The following is a 19209-nucleotide window of genomic DNA, read 5'->3' as shown; positions in this document are numbered from 1 at the left end:
GCTAGCGTCCGGTCAGGCGATCCAGCCATCCTCGAACGCGCCGTACGAGCCGCGTAGAGCGCTGGTGTTGCGTCGCCTCGGCGGAGTTGAGGCGAACCTGAGTCAGTTGCTGATGGCCCGTCCTGGCGAGCGCGTCACGTCGCGCTTGGGCGGCAGCATCGGCGTGGTTGGCGCGGTGATAGAGGTCGAGCACCGGTAGCTTGAGCGTGGCCAGCGATTCCCTCAGCGGCCCGTCCGTTTCCGTCATGGTAGTGGCATCGATCATGCCCAGCGCGCCGATGCCCTCGGGCGATCCGTCCGTCAGGTAGCGGACCGCCCAGTGCGCACCGGTGCCGTGGCCGAGCAGAACGATCATGGCGGGCTGCTGAGTTTGCGCATGACCGATGGCCGCCTGGATGCGTGCGAAGACGCGGGTCTCGAAATCCGCTGGCGCCGGTTCGGGCGGTTCGGGCGGCTCGGCCGTTGCGGCGGCCTCGACCGGCAGGCTGGCCTGCGCGTCATCAGGCGCCTGCTGCGGGTCGCTGTCGGCCGCGGAAGGCGCCTCCTCGGTGGGCGCCGATTCCGCCGCGTTGGCGGCTTCGGCGGGCTGCTGGTCCGTTGGCCGCTTCTGAGCGGCGAGGGGCTCGGCGATCGGTGGGTCGGGCAAGGTGATGCTCAAGGTATTCCAGCCATGATCGGGCAGGTATTCACGGATTGGCCCGGGCGCGCGCGGACCGTCGGCCGTCTCGCCTTCCGAAGGGAGCAACACGACGGTGCCCTTGGCTTTCGGCGTATTGGCCGGCAGCCACAGGCCAAGAAACCGTTCGTCAGCCCCCTGCAATTCGATCGCCTGCTTCGGCAGGGTGCGGGCCAGTTCGGCCGCATCGCGGCGGTGGCGCTCGACGACCGGTTGCCGCTCGGGCGGCGGCGGGGCGGCCTCCTCCGTTTGAGCAGCCCCATCGGCCTGCGCAGCCGGCTCGGCTTCGGTCGGTTCCGCCTGGGCGGCCAAGGGCAGGGAGACCAGGGGCAGGGCGGCTAGGAGAAGGGCGGCAAGCAGTGGATTGGACATGGCTGGATTCGCGTAGAAGAGATGGGCCTGGCGACGATCGGCTCGCACGGTTGCGTCGGTTACACTAGCGGCCCGTTCAGTGCCTGAGGTGCGCCATGCAGCCGTTCGCCATCGCCCCGTCCATTCTATCGGCCGATTTCGCGCGTCTTGGAGAAGACGTCGACAAGGTCCTGGCGGCGGGGGCCGACATCGTGCATTTCGATGTCATGGACAACCACTATGTCCCCAACCTGACGATCGGGCCGATGGTCTGCTCGGCGCTTCGCAAGTATGGCGTGACCGCTCCGATCGACGTGCACCTGATGGTCAAGCCGGTCGACCGGATCATCGGCGATTTCCTCGAAGCCGGCGCCAGCTATATCACGTTCCACCCCGAGGCGAGCGAGCACGTGGATCGTTCGTTGCAGCTGATCCGCGACGGCGGCGCCAAGGCGGGGCTGGTGTTCAATCCGGCAACGGGCCTCGATGTGCTGCGCTATGTGATGGACAAGGTCGACATGGTGCTGCTGATGAGCGTGAACCCCGGTTTCGGTGGGCAGAAGTTCATCCCGGGCACGCTGGACAAGCTCAGGGAAGCGCGTGCGCTGATCGATGCCAGCGGCCGTGACATCCGGCTGGAAATCGACGGCGGCGTGAACGTCGGCAACATCGGGGAGATCGCCGCCGCAGGCGCCGATACCTTCGTGGCCGGGTCGGCCATCTTCAATGCACCCGATTATCGAGCGGTGATCGACGCGATGCGCGCCGAGCTGGCGAAGGTGCGGGGATGACGGCGCTGGAGCGCCTGTTCGGTGGACAACTGCCGAAGCTGGTGATGTTCGACCTCGATGGCACGCTGCTCGACTCCGTGCCGGATCTCGCGGCGGCGGTCGATGCGATGCTGTTGCAGCTCGGACGTCCGTCGGCCGGTATCGAGCGGGTCCGGGACTGGGTCGGCAATGGCGCGCTCGTGCTGGTGCGTCGGGCGCTCGCCGGTGGTCTCGAGCACGACGGGGTGGATGAGGGCGAGGCCGAGCGCGCTTTGGCCCTGTTCCTCGAGGCCTATGCCGGCGGTCATGCGTTGACGACGGTGTACCCCGGCGTCATCGGGACGCTCGAATGGCTTGCACAGCGCGACGTGCCGCTGGCGGTGATCACCAACAAGCCCGAACGGTTCGTACGCCCTCTGCTGCAGGAGAAAGGCCTCGACCGGTTCTTCGGCCGGATCGTCGGAGGCGACACCCTGCCTCGGCAGAAGCCGGCGCCGGATGGCCTGTTGCACGTCATGGCGTCGGTCGGCGTCTCGGCCGACGCTTGCCTGTTCATCGGTGATTCGCGCAATGACATCCAGGCGGCACGAGCCGCCGGTATGCGCTGTGTCGGGCTGCGCTACGGCTACAACCACGGCAGGCCCATCGATGAGGAAAATCCCGACCTGACGCTCGATCAGCTGGGGCAGCTCATCGGCGGTTGATTTCGTGTCGGACGCTGCGCTAGTGTGGTCCGACGTCAATTCTTCCCGCCTCAGCGAGATCAGATCCGTGGTGGACTTGTACAAGCATCGGTATTCGAGCGCCTGGATGAAGGTCATCAAGGCCTTGGCGCGTTGGCGCTGGCGCGCCTGAATCCACTGGCCGGCCTGTCCGGCACGCTTGCACGACCGTCCTTTCCGCTTAGCCACGAGGCTGATCATGACCCGCCAAGAGTTTCTGCGGCTGGCCGACCAGGGCCACAATCGCATTCCGCTTTCGTTCGAAACCCTCGCTGATTTCGATACGCCCCTGTCCCTTTACCTGAAGCTGGCCGATGCGCCGGGTTCGTATCTCCTCGAGTCCGTCCAGGGCGGAGAGAAGTGGGGACGCTATTCGATCATCGGCCTGCCGTGCCGTACGGTGCTCAAGGCGTTCGGCCATGAAGTGACGGTCACGACCGACGATCAGGTCGTCGAGCGAGTCGAATCCGAGGACCCACTGGCGTTCGTCGAAGCCTTCAAGGCGCGTTATCGAGTCGCGCCGGTAGACGGCTTGCCGCGGTTCAACGGCGGACTGGTGGGCTACTTCGGCTATGACAGCGTCCGCTACGTCGAGCCTCGCCTCGCGGCCGGGGTCAATCCCGATCCGCTTGGAACGCCCGACATCCTGCTGATGGTGTCCGATGCGGTCGTCGTCTTCGACAACCTTGCCGGCAAGCTGCACTGCATCGTGCTCGTCGAACCGGGCGAGGAGGGCGCTTACGAGCGCGGCCTCGAGCGGCTCGATGCGCTACGTGCTCGTCTTCGCCAACCGATTGCGCCTCGCCTCGGGCTGGACTTCACGCATCCGCTGTCGGCCGAGCCGAGCTTCGCATCGAGCTTCAGCCGCGAAGACTTCGAAGGCGCCGTCGACCGCATCAAGGATTACATCCTGGCCGGTGACTGCATGCAGGTGGTGATTTCGCAGCGGATGTCCATTCCGTTCAAGGCGGCGCCGATCGATCTCTACCGTGCGCTGCGCTGCTTCAATCCCACGCCCTACATGTATTTCTTCAATTTCGGCGACTTCCATGTCGTCGGCTCGTCGCCGGAAGTGCTGGTACGGGTCGAGGATGGCGAGGTCACGGTGCGGCCTATCGCCGGCACTCGCCCGCGGGGTGCCGACGAAGCAGCAGACCTCGCGCTCGAAGCGGACTTGCTATCCGACGCCAAGGAGCTCGCCGAGCACCTGATGCTGATCGACCTGGGGCGCAACGACGTCGGCCGGGTCGCTGATACCGGCACCGTGCGGGTCACGGAGCGGATGATCATCGAGCGCTATTCGAACGTGATGCACATCGTGTCCAACGTCACGGGCCGACTCAAAGGGACGCTGAGTGCGATGGATGCGTTGCGCGCGATCCTGCCGGCCGGCACCTTGTCGGGCGCACCGAAGATCCGGGCGATGGAGATCATCGATGAGCTCGAGCCGGTCAAGCGCGGCGTCTACGGCGGCGCGGTCGGCTATCTCGCCTGGAACGGCAACATGGACACCGCAATCGCCATCCGCACCGCCGTGATCAAGGAGGGCCAGCTTCACGTGCAGGCCGGTGCCGGTATCGTCGCCGATTCCCAGCCGGCGCTGGAGTGGGAGGAGACCATGAACAAGCGCCGTGCCATGTTCCGGGCCGTCGGCCTGGCCGAACAACCGGACGCCTGAGGTGATGCCATGTTGCTGATGCTCGATAACTACGATTCCTTCACCTACAACGTCGTCCAGTACCTCGGGGAGCTCGGGGCGGACGTGCGGGTAGTTCGCAACGACGAGATGAGCGTGGCGGACATCGAAGCCCTGGCCCCCGAGCGCATCGTGATCTCGCCCGGCCCGTGCACCCCGAACGAGGCCGGTATCTCGATGGACCTCATCCGCCATTTCGCCGGCCGGCTGCCGATTCTCGGGATCTGTCTCGGCCACCAGGCCATCGGCCAGGCGTTCGGAGGCGATGTGGTGCGCGCCCGGCAGGCGATGCACGGCAAGACCAGCCCGGTGTTCCATGCCGGCCAGGGGGTGTTCGCGGACTTGCCCGACCCGGTCACCGTGACGCGCTACCACTCGCTGATAGTCAAGCGGGAAACCCTGCCCGACTGCCTGGAAGTCACCGCCTGGACACAACACCCGGAGGGCGGCCCGGATGAAATCATGGGCCTGCGGCACCGCACCTATACGATCGAAGGCGTGCAATTCCATCCCGAGTCGATCCTCACCGAACAGGGCCATGAGCTGCTCGCCAACTTCCTGAAGGTCCGTGGAGGGCTTCGTTAATGGACATCAAAGAAGCGCTGGGCCGGATCGTCGGCCAGCTGGACCTGACCACCGACGAAATGAAGGCGGTCATGCGGGAAATCATGACCGGGCGATGCACCGATGCGCAGATCGGCGCGTTCCTCATGGGCATGCGCATGAAGAGCGAAACCATCGACGAAATCGTCGGCGCCGCGCTGGTCATGCGCGAGTTGGCCGAGCCTGTGGTGATCGACGCTGCCAACCTGGTGGACACCTGCGGCACCGGCGGAGATGGCATGAACGTCTTCAACGTGTCGACGGCGGCGGCCTTCGTCGTTGCCGCGGCAGGCGGGCGGGTAGCCAAGCATGGCAATCGCGCCGTCTCCGGCAAAAGCGGCAGCGCCGATCTGCTCGAGGCTGCGGGCGTCTATCTCGACCTGACGCCCGAAGAGGTGGCCCGCTGTGTCGAGACGGTCGGCGTCGGCTTCATGTTCGCGCCAGCCCATCACGGCGCCATGAAGCATGCGATCGGCCCGCGCCGCGAGCTCGGCATGCGGACGCTGTTCAACATGCTCGGCCCGATGACCAACCCGGCCGGCGTGCGGCACCAGGTGATCGGCGTATTCAGCCAGGCGCTGTGCCGGCCCATGGCCGAGGTGCTGGCGCGGCTGGGCAGCGAGCATGTGCTGGTCGTGCATGCGCAGGATGGTCTGGACGAGTTCAGCCTGGCGGCGCCAACCTTCGTTGCCGAGCTCCGCCAGGGGCAAGTGACCGAATACCGTGTGCAGCCGGAGGATCTCGGTATCAAGAGTCAGAGTCTGATCGGTCTGACGGTCGAGAATCCCCAGCAATCCTGCGAGCTGGTGCTCGAGGCCCTCGGCCCGCGCTCGACCGAGAACGCCTGCAAGGCTGCCGACATGATCGTGCTGAACGCCGGCGCGGCGCTGTATGCGGCTGACCAAGCCAGCTCGCTCGAGCAGGGCGCAGCCATGGCGCAGGATGCACTCGATTCCGGGCTGGCGCGCGAGAAGCTGCGTGAGCTCGTGGCCTTTACTTCGGTGTTCAAGCAGGAGCGTAGCCAGTGAGCGTGCCGACGGTGTTGCAGAAGATCCTTGCGCGCAAGGCCGAGGAGATCGCCGAGCGGCGGGGGCGTGTATCGCTCGCCGAACTCGAGCGGATCGCTTCGCTGGCCGACCCGGTCAGGGGCTTCGCCGAAGCACTGCAGACTCGAGTCGCCCGCAAGGAGGCGGCCGTCATCGCCGAGGTGAAGAAGGCATCCCCGAGCAAGGGGCTGCTGCGCGAACACTTCGTACCGGCTGACATCGCGCGAAGCTATGAGGCCGGTGGTGCGGCCTGCCTGTCGGTGTTGACCGACATCGACTTCTTCCAGGGGGCGGACAGCTATTTGCAGGAAGCGCGAAGCGCCTGCCGGCTACCGGTCATCCGCAAGGATTTCCTCATCGACCCGTATCAGGTGGTCGAGGCGCGCGCGCTCGGGGCTGATTGTGTGCTGCTCATCGTGGCAGCGCTGACCGACTCGCAGCTTGCGGAGCTCTCGTCCGTTGCGAAAGGCATGGGGCTGGATGTCCTGGTCGAGGTGCATGATGCCGAGGAGCTGCAGCGGGCGCTCGAGCATGTCGAAACTTCGCTGGTCGGCATCAACAATCGGAACCTGCATTCCTTCGACGTCAGCCTCGAGGTGACGCTCGATCTGCTGCCGGGCATTCCGAAGGACAAGCTGGTCGTGACGGAGAGCGGCATCCTCAACAGAGCCGATGTCGAGCTCATGGAAATCAACGGGGTTCATGCCTTTCTCGTCGGCGAAGCATTCATGCGAGCCGCCGAGCCGGGGCAGGAGTTGCAGCGGTTGTTTTACCCAGGTCGCAGCAAACCAGGCGTCGCCGCCGATCCAGAATGAAAAAAGCCGGCTCGCTGCCGGCTTTTTTTGCATGCGGACGATCAACGCGTTCCGAATACGACCATTGTCTTGCCCTTGACGTGGACGAGTCCCTGCTCCTCCAGGCTCTTGAGTACGCGACCAACCATTTCCCGCGAGCAGCCGACGATCCGACCGATCTCCTGGCGGGTGATCTTGATCTGCATGCCGTCGGGGTGCGTCATCGCGTCGGGTTGCTTGCAAAGATCCAGCAAGGTGCGTGCAACACGTCCGGTCACGTCAAGGAAGGCCAGATCGCCGACCTTGCGCGTGGTGTTGCGCAGGCGCTCGGCCATTTGGCTGCCGAGGGCATAAAGAATGTCCGGATCGTTCTGGGTGAGTTCGCGGAACTTCGCATAGCTGATTTCCGCAACTTCGCATTCGGTCTTGGCGCGGACCCAGGCGCTTCGCTCTTTTTCCGAGCCTTCCTGTTCAAACAACCCCATCTCGCCAAAGAAATCGCCGGTGTTCAGGTAGGCGATGATCATTTCCCGGCCATCGTCATCTTCGATCAGGATCGTGACCGAGCCCTTGACGATAAAGAACAGGGACTCGCAACGATCACCTGCATAAATGATGGTGCTCTTGGCGGTGTAACGACGGCGGTGGCAATGCGCCAACAGCTTGTCGATATGCTTGAGTTTGGGAGTGAGGGAAATAGCTACCATGCGGAATTCCTATTGCGCAGTCTCGCGAGGGCGACTCGCCTGATATCCCTATCAAGCTGTCATTAAGTCGACGCCAGCTTAGCAGACGGGTCACTCTGGGCAATCAAAAAAAGCTGGATTTGTGAGGTTATACGATGTCCGGCTTTCGAATGTATGCTCGGGTGGCATGTTAATCTGCGCGCTTTCAAACAAGTGGGGAGCTTTCGATGAAAGCGCGTATTCAATGGGCCGGCGAAGCCTTGTTTGTCGCGGAATCCGGTAGCGGACATGCCGTTGTCATCGATGGGCCGGCAGAATATGGCGGTCGCAACCTCGGCGTTCGGCCAATGGAAATGGTCCTGATGGGACTGGGCGGTTGCAGCAACTTCGATGTCGTCAGCATCCTGCGCAAGTCCCGACAACCCGTGGAAAGTTGTGAAGTGTTCCTCGAAGCCGAGCGCGCCGAAGAGGACCCCAAGGTATTCACCAAGATTCATCTCCACTTCGTGGTGAAAGGCCGCGGCCTGAAAGAAGGCCAAGTCCAACGTGCGGTCGCATTGTCGGCAGAGAAGTATTGCTCCGCCTCGATCATGCTGGGACGGGCCGGTGTCGAGATCACCCACGACTACGAGCTGGTCGAACTCGGCTGATGCCGACCCGCCGATTGCCGTCTTCCGTCGGTCGATGCACTGGCATCGACCAGGCGCTATCTGCATAATGCGCCCCCTTTTTCCGATAGCCAAAAACCAGAATCGCGAACGCGAAGAGGTGTTTTCTCGTCCTACGCAGCGCCAGGCGCTGACGGGCATGCTCAATTACGCGGCAGAGCCGCACTTTGAAGAGAATCTCCAATGGCCAAAAGCAAACTCAAGCTCCACGGGTTCAACAACCTGACGAAGACCTTGAGCTTCAATATCTACGATATCTGTTATGCCGAAACGCCCGAAGATCAACAGGCGTACGTGCAGTACATCGATGAAGAATACGATGCGGAGCGTCTGACGCAGATATTGACCGATGTCGTGGACATCATTGGAGCGAATATCCTGAATATCGCCCGGCAAGATTACGAGCCGCAGGGCGCCAGCGTCACCATTCTTATTTCGGAGCAGCCGGTCACGCCGACCGACAGCCAGATCGAGGAATCGCCGGGGCCATTGCCCGAGACCATCCTGGCTCACCTCGACAAGAGCCATATCACGGTTCATACCTACCCGGAAATCCACCCAGATGATGGCATCGCCACGTTCCGCGTGGACATCGACGTTTCAACGTGCGGTGTGATTTCTCCGCTCAAGGCGCTGAATTACCTGATTCACCAGTTCGATTCCGACATCGTCACGGTCGATTATCGCGTGAGGGGATTTACGCGGGACGTAGAGGGTCGCAAGCATTTCATCGATCATGAAATAAACTCGATCCAGAACTATCTCTCCGACGATACGCGGCAGGCTTACCAGATGACCGACGTGAACGTGTATCAGGAGAATCTGTTTCACACGAAGATGCTGCTGAAGAACTTCGAGCTGGACAATTATTTGTTCGGCGATGCCACCAATACCTTTTCACCGGAACAGCGCAAAAAAGTCGAAGCGCGGCTCAGGCATGAAATGCTCGAAATATTCTATGCGCGGAATATGCCGGTATGAAAAAGGGGCTCACGCCCCTTTTTCTTTAGCCTTGGGTCAGGCGTAGTAAGTCGTCTTCGTCATCGCTTTTGACATCAGCGTCATGGCCATCTTGACCGGCCCGGGAAAACGCAGACCGCCTGCCGCGACGGCGTTGGTCGCATGTTGCGCTTCATCCGTTCGCATCTGCTCGAGAATAGCCCGTGATTTCTCGTCCTCGGCGGGTAGCTGCGCGAGATGCTCGTCAAGGTGTTTGCACACCTGGTCTTCGGTCGCTGCAACGAAACCGAGGCTCACGCGGTCGCTGACCAACCCCGCGGCCGCTCCCATGCTGAAGGAGAGCGCATAGAAGAGCGGGTTCAGCACGCTGGTGTGGCTGCCCAGCTGGTGGATACGTTGTTCGCACCAGGCCAGATGATCGACCTCTTCGGCCGCGGCATCTTCCATCGCGTCGCGGATGTGCGGCAGTTTGGCAGTCAGCGCCTGACCCTGGTACAGCGCCTGGGCGCAGACTTCCCCGGTGTGATTGATGCGCATGAGTCCGGCGACATGCCGACGATCCTTTTCGCTCAGCTCGGCATCGCTATGGGGCGCCGCCGGAGACGGTCGTGCCGGCTGGCCTCCGAACGGGAGCAAGGTCTTGGCGGCCGTGTCGAGCTGGATCAGCAGGCGATCGATTGGCGAGTAGTGGCGGCTGCTCATGAGCCCTCCTGTTCTTGTCGCGCAGGGCTAGCCGGGAGGCCAGTGAAGGCGTCGCTGCCCTAGCACATGCATATGGATGTGGTAGACGGTCTGACCGCCCAGGTCGTTGCAGTTCATCACCACGCGAAAACCTTCCTCGCAGCCCAGTTGTTCAGCCAGCCGTTGGGCGGTGAACAGGATATGGCCGGCGAGCAGCTTGTCGTCTTCTTCGCTGAGATCGTGCAGCGTGGCGATGTGCTTGCGCGGAATGACCAAGAAATGCACCGGCGCCTGAGGCGCAATGTCATGGAAGGCGATGACCTGCTCGTCCTCGTAGAGCATATTCGCTGCAAGGTCGCCGTTGGCGATTCGGCAGAAGAGACAATCCATGGGGTGGCTCCGTCGTGACTAGTCAAGTCTAGCAGCGCTGGCATGGGCTCCAGTGGCGAATCGCATCAGTCCGGGAACAGCAGCGATACGACCAGGCTAACGCCGAAAACGATCAGTGCGAGTGCAGCCGTTACCTTGACGCCAATACCGTTGGGTGGAGGCGGTGGTCCGAACCGGTTCGCGCCCGGACTCCCGGGCGCGACGACGGTGACGAGCGCAAACAGATTGCCGATGACCGGAATGACGAAGATCAGATAGAGCCAGCCTGACCAGCCGATGTCGTGGAGTCGCTGGACGCCGATTTGTACGGCGACGACCAGCGCGGCGATGCCGATGGCTGCAAAGGCTAGATAGCCCAACACATCGAGTACGGCCAGCAGCAGCGTGCCGCAGAAGACGAGGGCCACTGTCACGATGAGCCAGACAAGCGACCAAGCCAGGTAGCGCAGGCGACCTATTCGGCCGTTGGTCGTGAAGACGGCCAGATCGGCGACACCCTCCGGCTCGCTCAGTCGCTCCGCGCGTGGCGCCTCGTAGGGCGAGGCGGGCTCTCGCGCCGGGGTGGCTTGTGCCTGCCGCGCCAGGTATTTCTCGATGATGATGCCGCAGCCCGCACATTCGGCGGCAGTCGGTTGGCTCTGGCCGCACTTCGGGCACTCCATCGAGGCCGAATCCTTTTGGACCCCCTCCGTCTGGGCGCTCTCGACGGGTTCCAGGGACAGGCTGCCTGCCAGGTCCGGCTCCTTTCGCACCCTCGCGCCAGCGGCTTGCAGTGCTTGGACATAGCGATCGGCTTGCTCTTCCTGCAAGGCCCTTTTGATCGCGATGGGCCCTCTGCAGAACAGCGCGTTGACCTGGGCCTGCTCGAGCTTGAAGAGGCGGCTCAGGTTCTCCTTGACGGCTTCGAGCGTCGTATCGGGCATCAACTGGCCGTCAAACATGATTTTGAAGCGAGCTTCGTTCATTCAGGACATCCCTGTCTCTGCCGTGGAATGCGTCGAGCGTAGAGCGGAACGTGCGGCCGAACAAGCTCTTCGGCGCGCCTGCTCAGCGATCGGAAGCGTGCGATGGCACGGTGGCCGAGCGGGCGGCGCGGTACTCGGCGTCCAGTCTCGCCACGAGTTCCGCCACGCTGGGCGTGTCGTTCACCCCGCCGACACCCTGGCCGGCGGACCATACGGTTTTCCAGGCCTTGGCTTCGTCCTTGACGGGTTTGAGTTTTTCGCCGTAGTTCATCGTGCCCTTGGCTTGGAGGCGTTCTTCATCGAAGCCGGCCTCTTCGAGGCTTTGCCTCATGAAGCTGGCTGGCACACCCGAAACGGCGGCCGTGTGGACGATATCGGCGGCGCGAGCGGTCAGCAGCATGTTCTTGTACTCGGTGCTGGCGGCGCTCTCCTGGGTGGCGATGAAGCGGGTGCCCATGTACGCGAGGTCCGCTCCCAGGACCTGTGCGGCGAGAATCTGGTGCCCGTGGTTCAGGCAGCCGGACAGCAAGACCGTCTTATCGAAAAACTGGCGAATCTCGGCGACCAGCGCGAAGGGGCTCCAGGTACCGGCATGACCCCCAGCGCCCGCTGCGACGGCAATCAGGCCATCCACACCTGCCTCGGCGGCCTTTTCGGCATGGCGGCGCGTGGTGACGTCATGGAAGACCAGTCCGCCATAGCCGTGCACCGCGTCGACCACATCCTTCACGGCCCCCAGGCTGGTGATCACGATCGGGACCTTGCGCTCCACACAGACCGCGAGATCAGCCTCCAGGCGTGGGTTGCTGTGATGGACGATGAGGTTCACGGCATAGGGCGCCGCTGCGGAATCACCCTGGAGTGCCTCGGTAATCTCGTCGAGCCATGCGGCGAAACCGGAGGTTTCCCGTTGGTTGAGCGCCGGGAAGCTGCCGACGATGCCGCTTCGACAGCAGGCGATCACGAGCGAGGGGTTGGAGACGAGGAACATCGGCGCAGCGACTACCGGCAGGCGCAGACGATTCTGGAGCAGCGTTGGCAAGGGCATGGGTGTCTCCGTTGTCAAAAGGGTTTGACCACTACCAGGACGACGATCGCGATGAGGGCGAGTACGGGCAGCTCGTTGAACCAGCGGTAGAACACATGGCTTCTGGCGTTCTCGTTGGCGGCGAACCGGCGAAGCTGACGGCCGCACACATGGTGGTAGCCGATCAACAGTAGGACCAGCGTGATCTTCGCGTGAAGCCAGCCGCTGGCGAGCCAGGCGGGGTTGAGTGCGACGAGGGCGATACCGAAAACGAGGGTGGCCACCATCGACGGGTACATGATGCCCCGATAGAGCTTGCGCTCCATGATGCAGAAGCGCTCGTGGCTGATCGGGTCGTTGCTCTGAGCGTGATAGACAAACAGCCTCGGCAGGTAGAACAGGCCGGCGAACCAACAGACGATGGCAATGATGTGCAGCGCTTTGATCCAGAGATAGAGCATTCGACATGTCCTTGGGAGGGGGCGAAGCGATGGTAGCCCTCATCGCCAATCGCCGTCACCGGTTGGCCCTCCGCTCTGTCGGACCTTATCATCGGGGTTTCCTTTTGGGCGCAACGAGGCGAACGCGATGATCAAGATCGGCATAGTGGGTGGGACCGGGTACACGGGTGTCGAACTCTTGCGTCTGCTTGCCCAGCACCCCGAGGCGGAGGTCGCGGTCATCACGTCCCGCTCCGAAGACGGTGTGCTGGTGAAGGACATGTATCCCAACCTGCGCGGTCATTACGACTCGCTCGCCTTCAGCGTGCCTGACGTGGCCACGCTGGGTGGCTGCGATGCGGTGTTCTTCGCCACGCCGCATGGCGTCGCTCACGCGCTGGCCGGCGAGTTGCTGAGCGAGGGCACGCGTGTCATCGACCTGTCTGCGGATTTCCGCCTGAAGGATGCCGATGAGTGGGGCAAGTGGTACGGCCAACCGCATGGTGCACCGCAGTTGTTGCCGCAAGCTGTCTACGGGTTGCCGGAAGTCAACCGCGAAGCGATCAAGGACGCACGATTGATCGCGGTACCGGGGTGTTACCCGACGGCCACGCAGCTAGGCTTTCTGCCGTTGCTCGAAGCTGGGATCGCCGACACGACCCGCCTCATTGCCGACTGCAAGTCCGGTGTCAGTGGTGCCGGTCGAGGCGCCAAGGTGAGTTCGCTGCTGACCGAGGCGAGCGAAAGCATGATGGCTTATTCGGTCAAGGGGCACCGGCACCTTCCCGAAATCAATCAGGGTTTGAAGCGCGCAGCCGGCGGGGAGGTGGGTCTTACCTTCGTTCCGCATCTTGCCCCGATGGTGCGCGGCATTCATGCCACGCTGTATGCGACCGTGGCTGACCGCGGGATCGATCTGCAGGCCCTGTATGAGGAGCGTTACCGCAGCGAACCGTTCGTCGATGTTCTCCCTGCGGGAAGTCATCCGGAAACCCGTAGCGTTCGAGGGGCAAACGTTTGCCGCATCGCAGTTCACCGGCCTCAGGGCGGTGATCTGGTCGTCGTGCTTTCGGTGATCGACAACCTGGTCAAGGGGGCATCGGGCCAGGCGATCCAGAACCTCAATATCATGTTCGGCCTGGACGAAAGGACGGGCCTCAGCAACGTCGCGTTGCTGCCTTGATACCGCAATGGGAGGTCCGTCCGGCAGCGAAGCCCGGCGGCTTTCGGCGTGGCGTCCTACTTCTGGTCCTCGTTGCGTTGGCCGCGGGTTTCGCCGGTGGCTTCTACCTGTCGAGCCACCTCGAGCAGGGCTCGGAGACGCAGCGGGAATTGTTGCGGCGGCTGTCCGATCAGGCGCAGGAGCTGGAACGGCTGAGGTCGCGCTATGCGGTCGTTGCCAGCAGCGACCAGGTCGGGCGGGAGGTCGAGGAGCAGAGCCGGCGGACGATTCAGTTGCTGGAAGAACAGGTCTTCGAGCTTCAGCAGGACTTGGCGTTTTACAAGGGGGTGGTTGCGCCGGCGAGCCGGCGAGAGGGCTTGCGAATTCGTTCGATGCAAGTCACGCCGGGTTCGCAAGAGGGCCGCTTTCAGTACCAGATCCTGCTGAGTCGTGTGGGTAAGGACGAGAAGCCGGTTACGGGTGATTTGGTGGTCATGCTTGTCGGTCACCGGGCGGGTAAGCCACTTCAGGTGCCGCTGAATGACGATGGCGCACCGCTGCGTTTCGCCTTCAAGCACTTTCAGGCGCTGCCCGAGGCTGGGCGATATCAGGAGTTCGGTTTACCGGAGGATTTTGTGCCTGAGCGATTGATGGTGTCCGCAAAAGTTGCTGGTAGCGACGTTCCGGTCGAGCAAAGCTTCGACTGGCCTGAAATGGAGAGTTCTGATGTTCAAGAAAGATAACGCGCCGGCCGACTTGCAGCGTTTCAATGGCAAGACGACCGTCATCGCCGCGGATGCACAGATGCGGGGCGATTTGATCTTCGATGGGGCGGTTCAGGTTGACGGACGACTCTATGGCACGCTCGCCACGACGGAAGGGCTTGTTCGCGTGAGCCAAGGAGGCATCGTCGAGGGGACCATTCGCGCGCCGTTCGTTGTCATCGATGGCGAAGTAACGGGCGACGTGGAGGCAATCGAACACCTTGAGCTCGGCAGCAAGGCGCGTGTGCGAGGCAACCTGTCCTATGGCGTGATGGTGATGGCGGCCGGAGCCAGCGTCGAGGGCGAGTTGAAGCGCCTTTCGGACAAGCCGGCGGCGCTGACAACGCTGCCGGCAGAGGCGTCCGCAATAGTTGACTAAAATCGTAGGTTAAGCATAATTCTGCCTCTAACGATTTTCGGGGCTGCAAGCCCGGGAGCACCGATGACTGTCGAAACGTTCATGCCCACCGCGATCCAATTCACGCAGGGAGCGGCGACAAAGGTGAAGAGCCTGGTCGATGAAGAAGGAAACCCCCGATTGAAGCTTCGGGTTTTCGTCACGGGTGGCGGTTGCTCGGGTTTTCAGTACGGATTCACATTCGACGAGGAGGTGTCCGATGACGACACCATCGTCGAGCGCGAGGGAGTTAGCCTGGTCGTTGATCCCATGAGCTATCAGTACCTTGCGGGCGCCGAGGTTGATTATCAGGAGGGGTTGGAGGGATCCCGGTTCGTGATCAAGAACCCGAACGCCTCGACGACCTGCGGCTGCGGTCAATCGTTTTCGATCTAAGGCTACGCTGGGTAGATGGCGCCCAGCACTCGCAAGCCCTTGGCGCCGGTCACGCTTGGGCGGTTGGCTGGAATTCGCTCAAGGCAACAGTGAGCGAGCCATGCGAATGCCATCGCTTCCACCCAATCAGGCGGTACTCCATATTCGGCAGTGGTTGCGACACGGCTGTTCGGCATTAGCGCGGAAAGCCGTGCCAGCAGGGTCTTGTTATGGGCTCCGCCTCCGCAGACAAGCACTTCCATCGGTTCTTCCGGAGCTTCCTCCACTGCGGACGCAATGGCGCGAGCGGTGAGCTCGAGCAGGGTTCGCTGCACGTCGACTGTCGGTAGATGCCCAAGATGCTCGAGGTGTCGATCGAGCCACTCCAGATTGAACAGCTCTCTCCCTGTGCTTTTAGGGCCTTTTTCGGAAAAGAATGATTCGGATAGCAGGCGTGCCAGCAGCGGTTGTTGTAGCTGTCCTTCCGCCGCCCAGTCGCCGTTCGCGTCGTAACTCTGGTCGCGGTGTCGCTGGATCCAGGCATCAAGCAAGACATTGCCTGGGCCGCAGTCCGACCCGGTGACCGGTCGCCCGGGGATCAGCCAGGAAATATTGCTGAAGCCGCCGATATTGACGACCGCGCGCACCCGCTCGCTCGATCCGAATACCGCTTCGTGAAAGGGCGGGACCAGGGGCGCGCCTTGCCCGCCGGCGGCCATGTCTCGCCGGCGGAAGTCGCTGACTACGGTTATGCCTGTCAGCTCAGCGAGCAGCGCCGAGTTCGCCAGCTGTATCGTGAAGCTTCTAGCGGGTTCGTGCCTGACTGTCTGCCCATGACTGCCGATAGCTCGAATGTGCTTCACATCGATATCGGCTTTGATGAGGAGTTGGGTGATACAGCTCGCCGCGATCGCAGCCCAGCGTTGCTCTGCAATCGCGGACCGGGCGAGTTCATCCGAGCCTGGCCGGCTGAGCGCGAGCAGTTCAGCTCGGAGGTCGACGGGCATTGGCGCATATTCCGTCGCAATGAGTTCGCACCTTCCATGGTGCAGTGAGATCAGGGCGCAATCGAAACCGTCGAGACTGGTGCCCGACATGATGCCAATGTAATGATGCATCGTTACGGCTTGCTGAGCGCAAGCATGGTGGCTTTTTCCTTATCGAGAAATGCCATCAGTGGTTGGCTGATCTTCAAAAAGCGTTGTTTTTCCTGCTTCGCTAGCGGGTCGGCCATCGGTAGCTTCAAGCCGAGCGGATCCACATGGACGCCATCAACCTGGAATTCGTAATGAAGATGAGGGCCGGTGGAGAGCCCCGTCGTGCCGATGTAGCCGATGATCTGGCCCTGTTTGACGCGGGAGCCGTTACGGATGCCTTTGGCGAACCCTTGCATGTGTGCGTACAAGGTTCGGTAGCGATTGCCGTGCTGAATAACGACCGTATTTCCGTAACCGCCTTTACGTCCCGCCAATAGCACCTTGCCATCTCCGGTGCTCTTGATGGGAGTCCCTCTCGGTGCCGCATAGTCGACGCCTTTGTGGGCTCTGATCTTGTTCAGGATCGGGTGCTTTCTTCCGTTTGAGAAGCGTGAGCTGATCCGTGCGAAATCAACCGGAGTGCGAATGAAGGCTTTACGCATGCTCTCGCCGGTCGCCGTGTAATAGCTCGTTGACCCGTCCTTGTTCGTATAGCGAACCGCAGTGTACGTCTTCCCCTTATTGGTGAAGCGAGCAGCAAGAATGTTGCCGGTCCCAACGCGCTTGCCCTCTATGATCTGCTCTTCATATACCGCCTCGAAGGTATCGCCTTTGCGAATATCCAAGGCGAAATCGATGTCGTATCCGAAGATATTTGCCAATTCCATGGTGAGGTTATGGCTAAGACCGGCTCGCTTGGCTGCGATGAAGAGACTGCTGTCGATACGCCCATAGGCATAAGCCTGTTGCGTTGAGGGCTTCAGCTTTTCCTTTTCGAAGCGGTATTTGCCCTCGTCGCGAATCAGCTGGACAGTCTCCAGATCGCTGATCTGGCTTCGCAAGCGTTCGAGGTTTCCGCTCTCGTCGAGCCTGATTTCGATTTGCTGACCGACCTTCAGCCTGGCTAGCGACTTGGCTTCTTTGCTGCTCGATAGGGCTTCGTGAACTGCGGACGATGGCAATCCGGCTTGGGCAAAAATCGTCGAGAGCGTATCTCCGCGCGAAACGGTAATGACCTTGTCCCGAGAAGGCGTCTCGACTTCGACCGCTAATGTCTTGGCTGACTCGCCAGGATCGGTCTGTCCCGGCATTTCAGGGAACGGTTTTTCGGCTGTTGAAATAGAGGGCGCCGCCGGCTGATTGGGGGTGGCGGTGCTACTCAGTTCGCTTGTTGGCGGCAGATCCAGTTCTATAAAGGTGCGCTTTGCCTCGACTTCACGCGTAGGGAAAACGAGCAGCGCCAGGCTGAGGAGTGCTGCAACACCGCTAGCTGCCAAAATATGGCTTTTTGGGTACAGCGGCGCTTTTGAGGAGGTAGGCGTCATCGGTATCCGGCAGGGGTGTTTGGAAATAACGCACTAAAATAGAGGCAATGCCCATGTGAGGCAACTCTTGGCGGGGTCGACCTGCCTAGCGGTCGCCGTATCCCTGTGTTCTGTTGTAAGGTTTTGCTCTTTATTGGTTGGGAGTCCGGAGATGGTGTCGGTAGCGGAGCAGCTTGCGCTTATCAAGCGAGGCGCGGATGAGCTGTTGGTCGAGTCGGAGCTCATTGAGAAGCTCGGGCGTGGTCGGCCGTTGCGTATCAAGGCGGGCTTCGATCCGACGGCGCCTGATCTGCACCTCGGGCACACGGTGCTTATTAACAAGCTTCGCCAATTTCAGCTGCTGGGCCATCAGGTCATTTTTCTCATAGGCGATTTCACCGGCATGATTGGCGATCCCAGCGGCAAGAGCGTGACGAGGCCGCCGCTTACGCGCGATCAGGTTCTGGAAAATGCCGAGACCTACAAGGCGCAGGTGTTCAAGATACTGGACCCCGCCCTCACCGAGGTCGCCTTCAACTCGATCTGGATGGATGTGCTTACGCCTTCTGATTTCATCCGGCTCGCCTCCAGTTATACCGTCGCTCGGATGCTGGAGCGGGACGATTTCCAGAAGCGGTATTCCGGCAATCAGCCCATTGCCATCCATGAGTTTCTCTATCCGCTTGTTCAGGGGTATGACTCCGTGGCGCTAAATGCCGATGTTGAGCTGGGAGGGACGGATCAGAAGTTCAATCTGCTTATGGGGCGCGAGCTGCAGCGTGCCTATGGGCAGGAACCGCAAAGCGTGTTGACCATGCCGCTGCTTGAGGGCTTGGATGGCGTGAAGAAGATGTCGAAGTCGCTGGGTAACTACGTTGGTATCCAGGAAGCGCCGGGCGTTATGTACGGAAAGCTGGTCTCCATGCCGGATCATCTGATGTGGCGCTACTTCGAGCTTCTGAGTTTTCGCTCTGTGGAGGAGGTTGATCAATTCAGGCGGGACGTCGAGGGTGGTGCTAACCCGCGCGATATCAAGATCAAGCTGGCCGAAGAAATCGTTGAGCGATTTCATGGGGCTGAGGCGGCGGCGGCGGCGCACAGGTCGGCAGGAAATAGATTGCAGGCTGGGGAGGTTCCTGCCGATTTACCGGATGTGGAGTTGGTTTCTGAAGAATCGATGCCTGTCGCGGCGGTGCTCAATCAGGCGGGGTTGGCCAAAAATGCGGCAGTTGCCCGGGACTTGCTTCGCTCGGGAGGCGTGCGTGTCGATGGTCATGTAGTGGACCGCGACTTCCGGTTCGAGCTCGACAGGTGGTATGTCTGTCAGGTTGGTAAGCGTTCCTTTGCAAGGGTGTCTCTTCGGAGAGCCGTCCTGAAGGATTGATGAGTGTCTTTTTATTGGAAATGCTGTTGACACCAAAACCCATGGCTGTATGATTCGCGGCCTCGCAGTCAGGGAGGTTGTACTGGCTGCGGGGCAAGCGGTTGAGTAGAAAAGAGATTTTCGAAAAAGTGCTTGACGCGAAGAAGGGCTGC

At 61.6% G+C, this 19209-nt stretch carries 22 protein-coding genes; 13 read left to right on the top strand and 9 right to left on the bottom strand.

The features are described from left to right. Position 1: 1 nt before the first annotated feature. Positions 2-1048: a DUF3530 family protein gene (locus D7325_RS06125; protein WP_120994672.1), complete on the bottom strand. Its 1047-nt coding sequence runs from the start codon at positions 1046-1048 to the stop codon at positions 2-4. Positions 1049-1143: 95 nt separating this feature from the next. Between D7325_RS06125 and rpe the strand changes: the two genes are divergently transcribed. From rpe to trpC, 6 genes are all read left to right on the top strand, one after another. After that, entirely contained in the window at positions 1144-1818 is a 675-nt protein-coding gene (gene rpe / locus D7325_RS06120; RefSeq protein ID WP_120994671.1) for a ribulose-phosphate 3-epimerase, read from the top strand. After that, positions 1815-2501 carry a phosphoglycolate phosphatase gene (locus D7325_RS06115; protein WP_120994670.1) on the top strand — a complete coding sequence of 229 codons (687 nt, stop codon included), beginning with the start codon at positions 1815-1817 and terminating at the stop codon, positions 2499-2501. The genes rpe and D7325_RS06115 overlap by 4 nt, the downstream gene beginning before the upstream one ends. A gap of 217 nt (positions 2502-2718) precedes the next feature. Then, the gene (gene trpE / locus D7325_RS06110; RefSeq protein WP_120994669.1) at positions 2719-4197 is read left to right on the top strand and encodes an anthranilate synthase component I; all 1479 of its coding nucleotides are present in this window, start codon (positions 2719-2721) and stop codon (positions 4195-4197) included. Positions 4198-4206: 9 nt separating this feature from the next. Next, complete coding sequence (locus tag D7325_RS06105) at positions 4207-4800, top strand: anthranilate synthase component II (RefSeq protein ID WP_120994668.1); 594 nt, start codon at positions 4207-4209, stop codon at positions 4798-4800. Continuing rightward, positions 4800-5846 (top strand): anthranilate phosphoribosyltransferase, encoded by a 1047-nt coding sequence (gene trpD, locus D7325_RS06100; protein ID WP_120994667.1) that lies wholly within the window; start codon positions 4800-4802, stop codon positions 5844-5846. The genes D7325_RS06105 and trpD overlap by 1 nt, the downstream gene beginning before the upstream one ends. Beyond that, a complete protein-coding gene (gene trpC / locus D7325_RS06095; RefSeq protein WP_120994666.1) occupies positions 5843-6679 on the top strand; it encodes an indole-3-glycerol phosphate synthase TrpC in 837 nt (278 codons plus the stop codon). Before trpD ends, trpC begins: the two co-directional genes overlap by 4 nt. A 41-nt stretch (positions 6680-6720) precedes the next feature. On the opposite strand, the gene crp is transcribed toward trpC, so the two are convergent. After that, positions 6721-7365 (bottom strand): cAMP-activated global transcriptional regulator CRP, encoded by a 645-nt coding sequence (crp, locus tag D7325_RS06090; protein WP_120994665.1) that lies wholly within the window; start codon positions 7363-7365, stop codon positions 6721-6723. Positions 7366-7571: 206 nt separating this feature from the next. Here crp and D7325_RS06085 point away from each other — a divergent pair, with 206 nt between their 5' ends. After that, a complete protein-coding gene (locus tag D7325_RS06085; RefSeq protein WP_120994664.1) occupies positions 7572-7994 on the top strand; it encodes an OsmC family protein in 423 nt (140 codons plus the stop codon). Between the two features lie 201 nt (positions 7995-8195). Further along, entirely contained in the window at positions 8196-8993 is a 798-nt protein-coding gene (speD, locus tag D7325_RS06080; protein ID WP_120994663.1) for an adenosylmethionine decarboxylase, read from the top strand. Positions 8994-9029: 36 nt separating this feature from the next. Here the strand turns inward: speD and coq7 are convergent, their stop codons facing one another. The 5 genes from coq7 to hemJ all read right to left on the bottom strand — a co-directional run bounded on the left by coq7 (position 9030) and on the right by hemJ (position 12496). Then, on the bottom strand, positions 9030-9674 hold the full coding sequence (coq7, locus tag D7325_RS06075; protein ID WP_120994662.1) for a 2-polyprenyl-3-methyl-6-methoxy-1,4-benzoquinone monooxygenase: 645 nt from the start codon (positions 9672-9674) through the stop codon (positions 9030-9032). 27 nt (positions 9675-9701) lie between these two features. Then, positions 9702-10043 carry a histidine triad nucleotide-binding protein gene (locus D7325_RS06070; protein ID WP_120994661.1) on the bottom strand — a complete coding sequence of 114 codons (342 nt, stop codon included), beginning with the start codon at positions 10041-10043 and terminating at the stop codon, positions 9702-9704. Positions 10044-10108: 65 nt separating this feature from the next. After that, positions 10109-11008, bottom strand: a complete 900-nt coding sequence (locus tag D7325_RS06065; RefSeq protein WP_120994660.1) for a DUF805 domain-containing protein — start codon at positions 11006-11008, stop codon at positions 10109-10111. An 82-nt stretch (positions 11009-11090) separates the two neighbouring features. Further along, a complete protein-coding gene (locus tag D7325_RS06060; RefSeq protein ID WP_120994659.1) occupies positions 11091-12056 on the bottom strand; it encodes an NAD(P)H-dependent flavin oxidoreductase in 966 nt (321 codons plus the stop codon). A gap of 14 nt (positions 12057-12070) precedes the next feature. Further along, positions 12071-12496 (bottom strand): protoporphyrinogen oxidase HemJ, encoded by a 426-nt coding sequence (hemJ, locus tag D7325_RS06055; protein WP_120994658.1) that lies wholly within the window; start codon positions 12494-12496, stop codon positions 12071-12073. Positions 12497-12623: 127 nt separating this feature from the next. Between hemJ and argC the strand changes: the two genes are divergently transcribed. The 4 genes from argC (at position 12624) to erpA (ending at position 15194) form a co-directional block, all read left to right on the top strand. Further along, positions 12624-13658, top strand: coding sequence for an N-acetyl-gamma-glutamyl-phosphate reductase (gene argC, locus D7325_RS06050; protein WP_120994657.1), 1035 nt, complete (start codon positions 12624-12626; stop codon positions 13656-13658). A gap of 77 nt (positions 13659-13735) precedes the next feature. Then, the gene (locus D7325_RS06045) at positions 13736-14380 is read left to right on the top strand and encodes a DUF6776 family protein (RefSeq protein ID WP_162988012.1); all 645 of its coding nucleotides are present in this window, start codon (positions 13736-13738) and stop codon (positions 14378-14380) included. Beyond that, positions 14364-14780, top strand: coding sequence for a bactofilin family protein (locus tag D7325_RS06040; protein ID WP_120994655.1), 417 nt, complete (start codon positions 14364-14366; stop codon positions 14778-14780). Before D7325_RS06045 ends, D7325_RS06040 begins: the two co-directional genes overlap by 17 nt. 63 nt (positions 14781-14843) lie before the next feature. Continuing rightward, positions 14844-15194: an iron-sulfur cluster insertion protein ErpA gene (erpA, locus tag D7325_RS06035; protein WP_120994654.1), complete on the top strand. Its 351-nt coding sequence runs from the start codon at positions 14844-14846 to the stop codon at positions 15192-15194. A 2-nt stretch (positions 15195-15196) separates the two neighbouring features. Here the strand turns inward: erpA and D7325_RS06030 are convergent, their stop codons facing one another. Both D7325_RS06030 and D7325_RS06025 read right to left on the bottom strand, forming a co-directional pair. After that, a complete protein-coding gene (locus D7325_RS06030; RefSeq protein WP_120994653.1) occupies positions 15197-16291 on the bottom strand; it encodes an anhydro-N-acetylmuramic acid kinase in 1095 nt (364 codons plus the stop codon). Positions 16292-16293: 2 nt separating this feature from the next. Then, complete coding sequence (locus D7325_RS06025) at positions 16294-17694, bottom strand: peptidoglycan DD-metalloendopeptidase family protein (protein WP_120994652.1); 1401 nt, start codon at positions 17692-17694, stop codon at positions 16294-16296. Positions 17695-17845: 151 nt separating this feature from the next. On the opposite strand from D7325_RS06025, the gene tyrS reads away from it, so the two are divergent. Beyond that, positions 17846-19057: a tyrosine--tRNA ligase gene (gene tyrS, locus D7325_RS06020; protein WP_120994651.1), complete on the top strand. Its 1212-nt coding sequence runs from the start codon at positions 17846-17848 to the stop codon at positions 19055-19057. The last annotated feature ends 152 nt before the right edge of the window (positions 19058-19209 follow it).

Origin of the sequence: Stutzerimonas urumqiensis, assembly GCF_003640395.1 — a bacterium.
Classification (GTDB): Bacteria; Pseudomonadota; Gammaproteobacteria; order Pseudomonadales; family Pseudomonadaceae; genus Stutzerimonas; species Stutzerimonas urumqiensis.
Note: the sequence above shows the minus strand (reverse complement) of the source record. Positions and strands in the feature narration are given on the sequence as shown.

Coding starts and splice junctions, on each gene's coding strand:
- D7325_RS06125 (WP_120994672.1), bottom strand. CDS start 1,048: ATGTCCAATCCACTGCTTGCCGCCCTTCTCCTAGCCGCCCTGCCCCTG.
- rpe (WP_120994671.1), top strand. CDS start 1,144: ATGCAGCCGTTCGCCATCGCCCCGTCCATTCTATCGGCCGATTTCGCG.
- D7325_RS06115 (WP_120994670.1), top strand. CDS start 1,815: ATGACGGCGCTGGAGCGCCTGTTCGGTGGACAACTGCCGAAGCTGGTG.
- trpE (WP_120994669.1), top strand. CDS start 2,719: ATGACCCGCCAAGAGTTTCTGCGGCTGGCCGACCAGGGCCACAATCGC.
- D7325_RS06105 (WP_120994668.1), top strand. CDS start 4,207: ATGTTGCTGATGCTCGATAACTACGATTCCTTCACCTACAACGTCGTC.
- trpD (WP_120994667.1), top strand. CDS start 4,800: ATGGACATCAAAGAAGCGCTGGGCCGGATCGTCGGCCAGCTGGACCTG.
- crp (WP_120994665.1), bottom strand. CDS start 7,365: ATGGTAGCTATTTCCCTCACTCCCAAACTCAAGCATATCGACAAGCTG.
- D7325_RS06085 (WP_120994664.1), top strand. CDS start 7,572: ATGAAAGCGCGTATTCAATGGGCCGGCGAAGCCTTGTTTGTCGCGGAA.
- speD (WP_120994663.1), top strand. CDS start 8,196: ATGGCCAAAAGCAAACTCAAGCTCCACGGGTTCAACAACCTGACGAAG.
- coq7 (WP_120994662.1), bottom strand. CDS start 9,674: ATGAGCAGCCGCCACTACTCGCCAATCGATCGCCTGCTGATCCAGCTC.
- D7325_RS06070 (WP_120994661.1), bottom strand. CDS start 10,043: ATGGATTGTCTCTTCTGCCGAATCGCCAACGGCGACCTTGCAGCGAAT.
- D7325_RS06065 (WP_120994660.1), bottom strand. CDS start 11,008: ATGAACGAAGCTCGCTTCAAAATCATGTTTGACGGCCAGTTGATGCCC.
- D7325_RS06060 (WP_120994659.1), bottom strand. CDS start 12,056: ATGCCCTTGCCAACGCTGCTCCAGAATCGTCTGCGCCTGCCGGTAGTC.
- hemJ (WP_120994658.1), bottom strand. CDS start 12,496: ATGCTCTATCTCTGGATCAAAGCGCTGCACATCATTGCCATCGTCTGT.
- argC (WP_120994657.1), top strand. CDS start 12,624: ATGATCAAGATCGGCATAGTGGGTGGGACCGGGTACACGGGTGTCGAA.
- D7325_RS06040 (WP_120994655.1), top strand. CDS start 14,364: ATGTTCAAGAAAGATAACGCGCCGGCCGACTTGCAGCGTTTCAATGGC.
- erpA (WP_120994654.1), top strand. CDS start 14,844: ATGACTGTCGAAACGTTCATGCCCACCGCGATCCAATTCACGCAGGGA.
- D7325_RS06030 (WP_120994653.1), bottom strand. CDS start 16,291: ATGCATCATTACATTGGCATCATGTCGGGCACCAGTCTCGACGGTTTC.
- D7325_RS06025 (WP_120994652.1), bottom strand. CDS start 17,694: ATGACGCCTACCTCCTCAAAAGCGCCGCTGTACCCAAAAAGCCATATT.
- tyrS (WP_120994651.1), top strand. CDS start 17,846: ATGGTGTCGGTAGCGGAGCAGCTTGCGCTTATCAAGCGAGGCGCGGAT.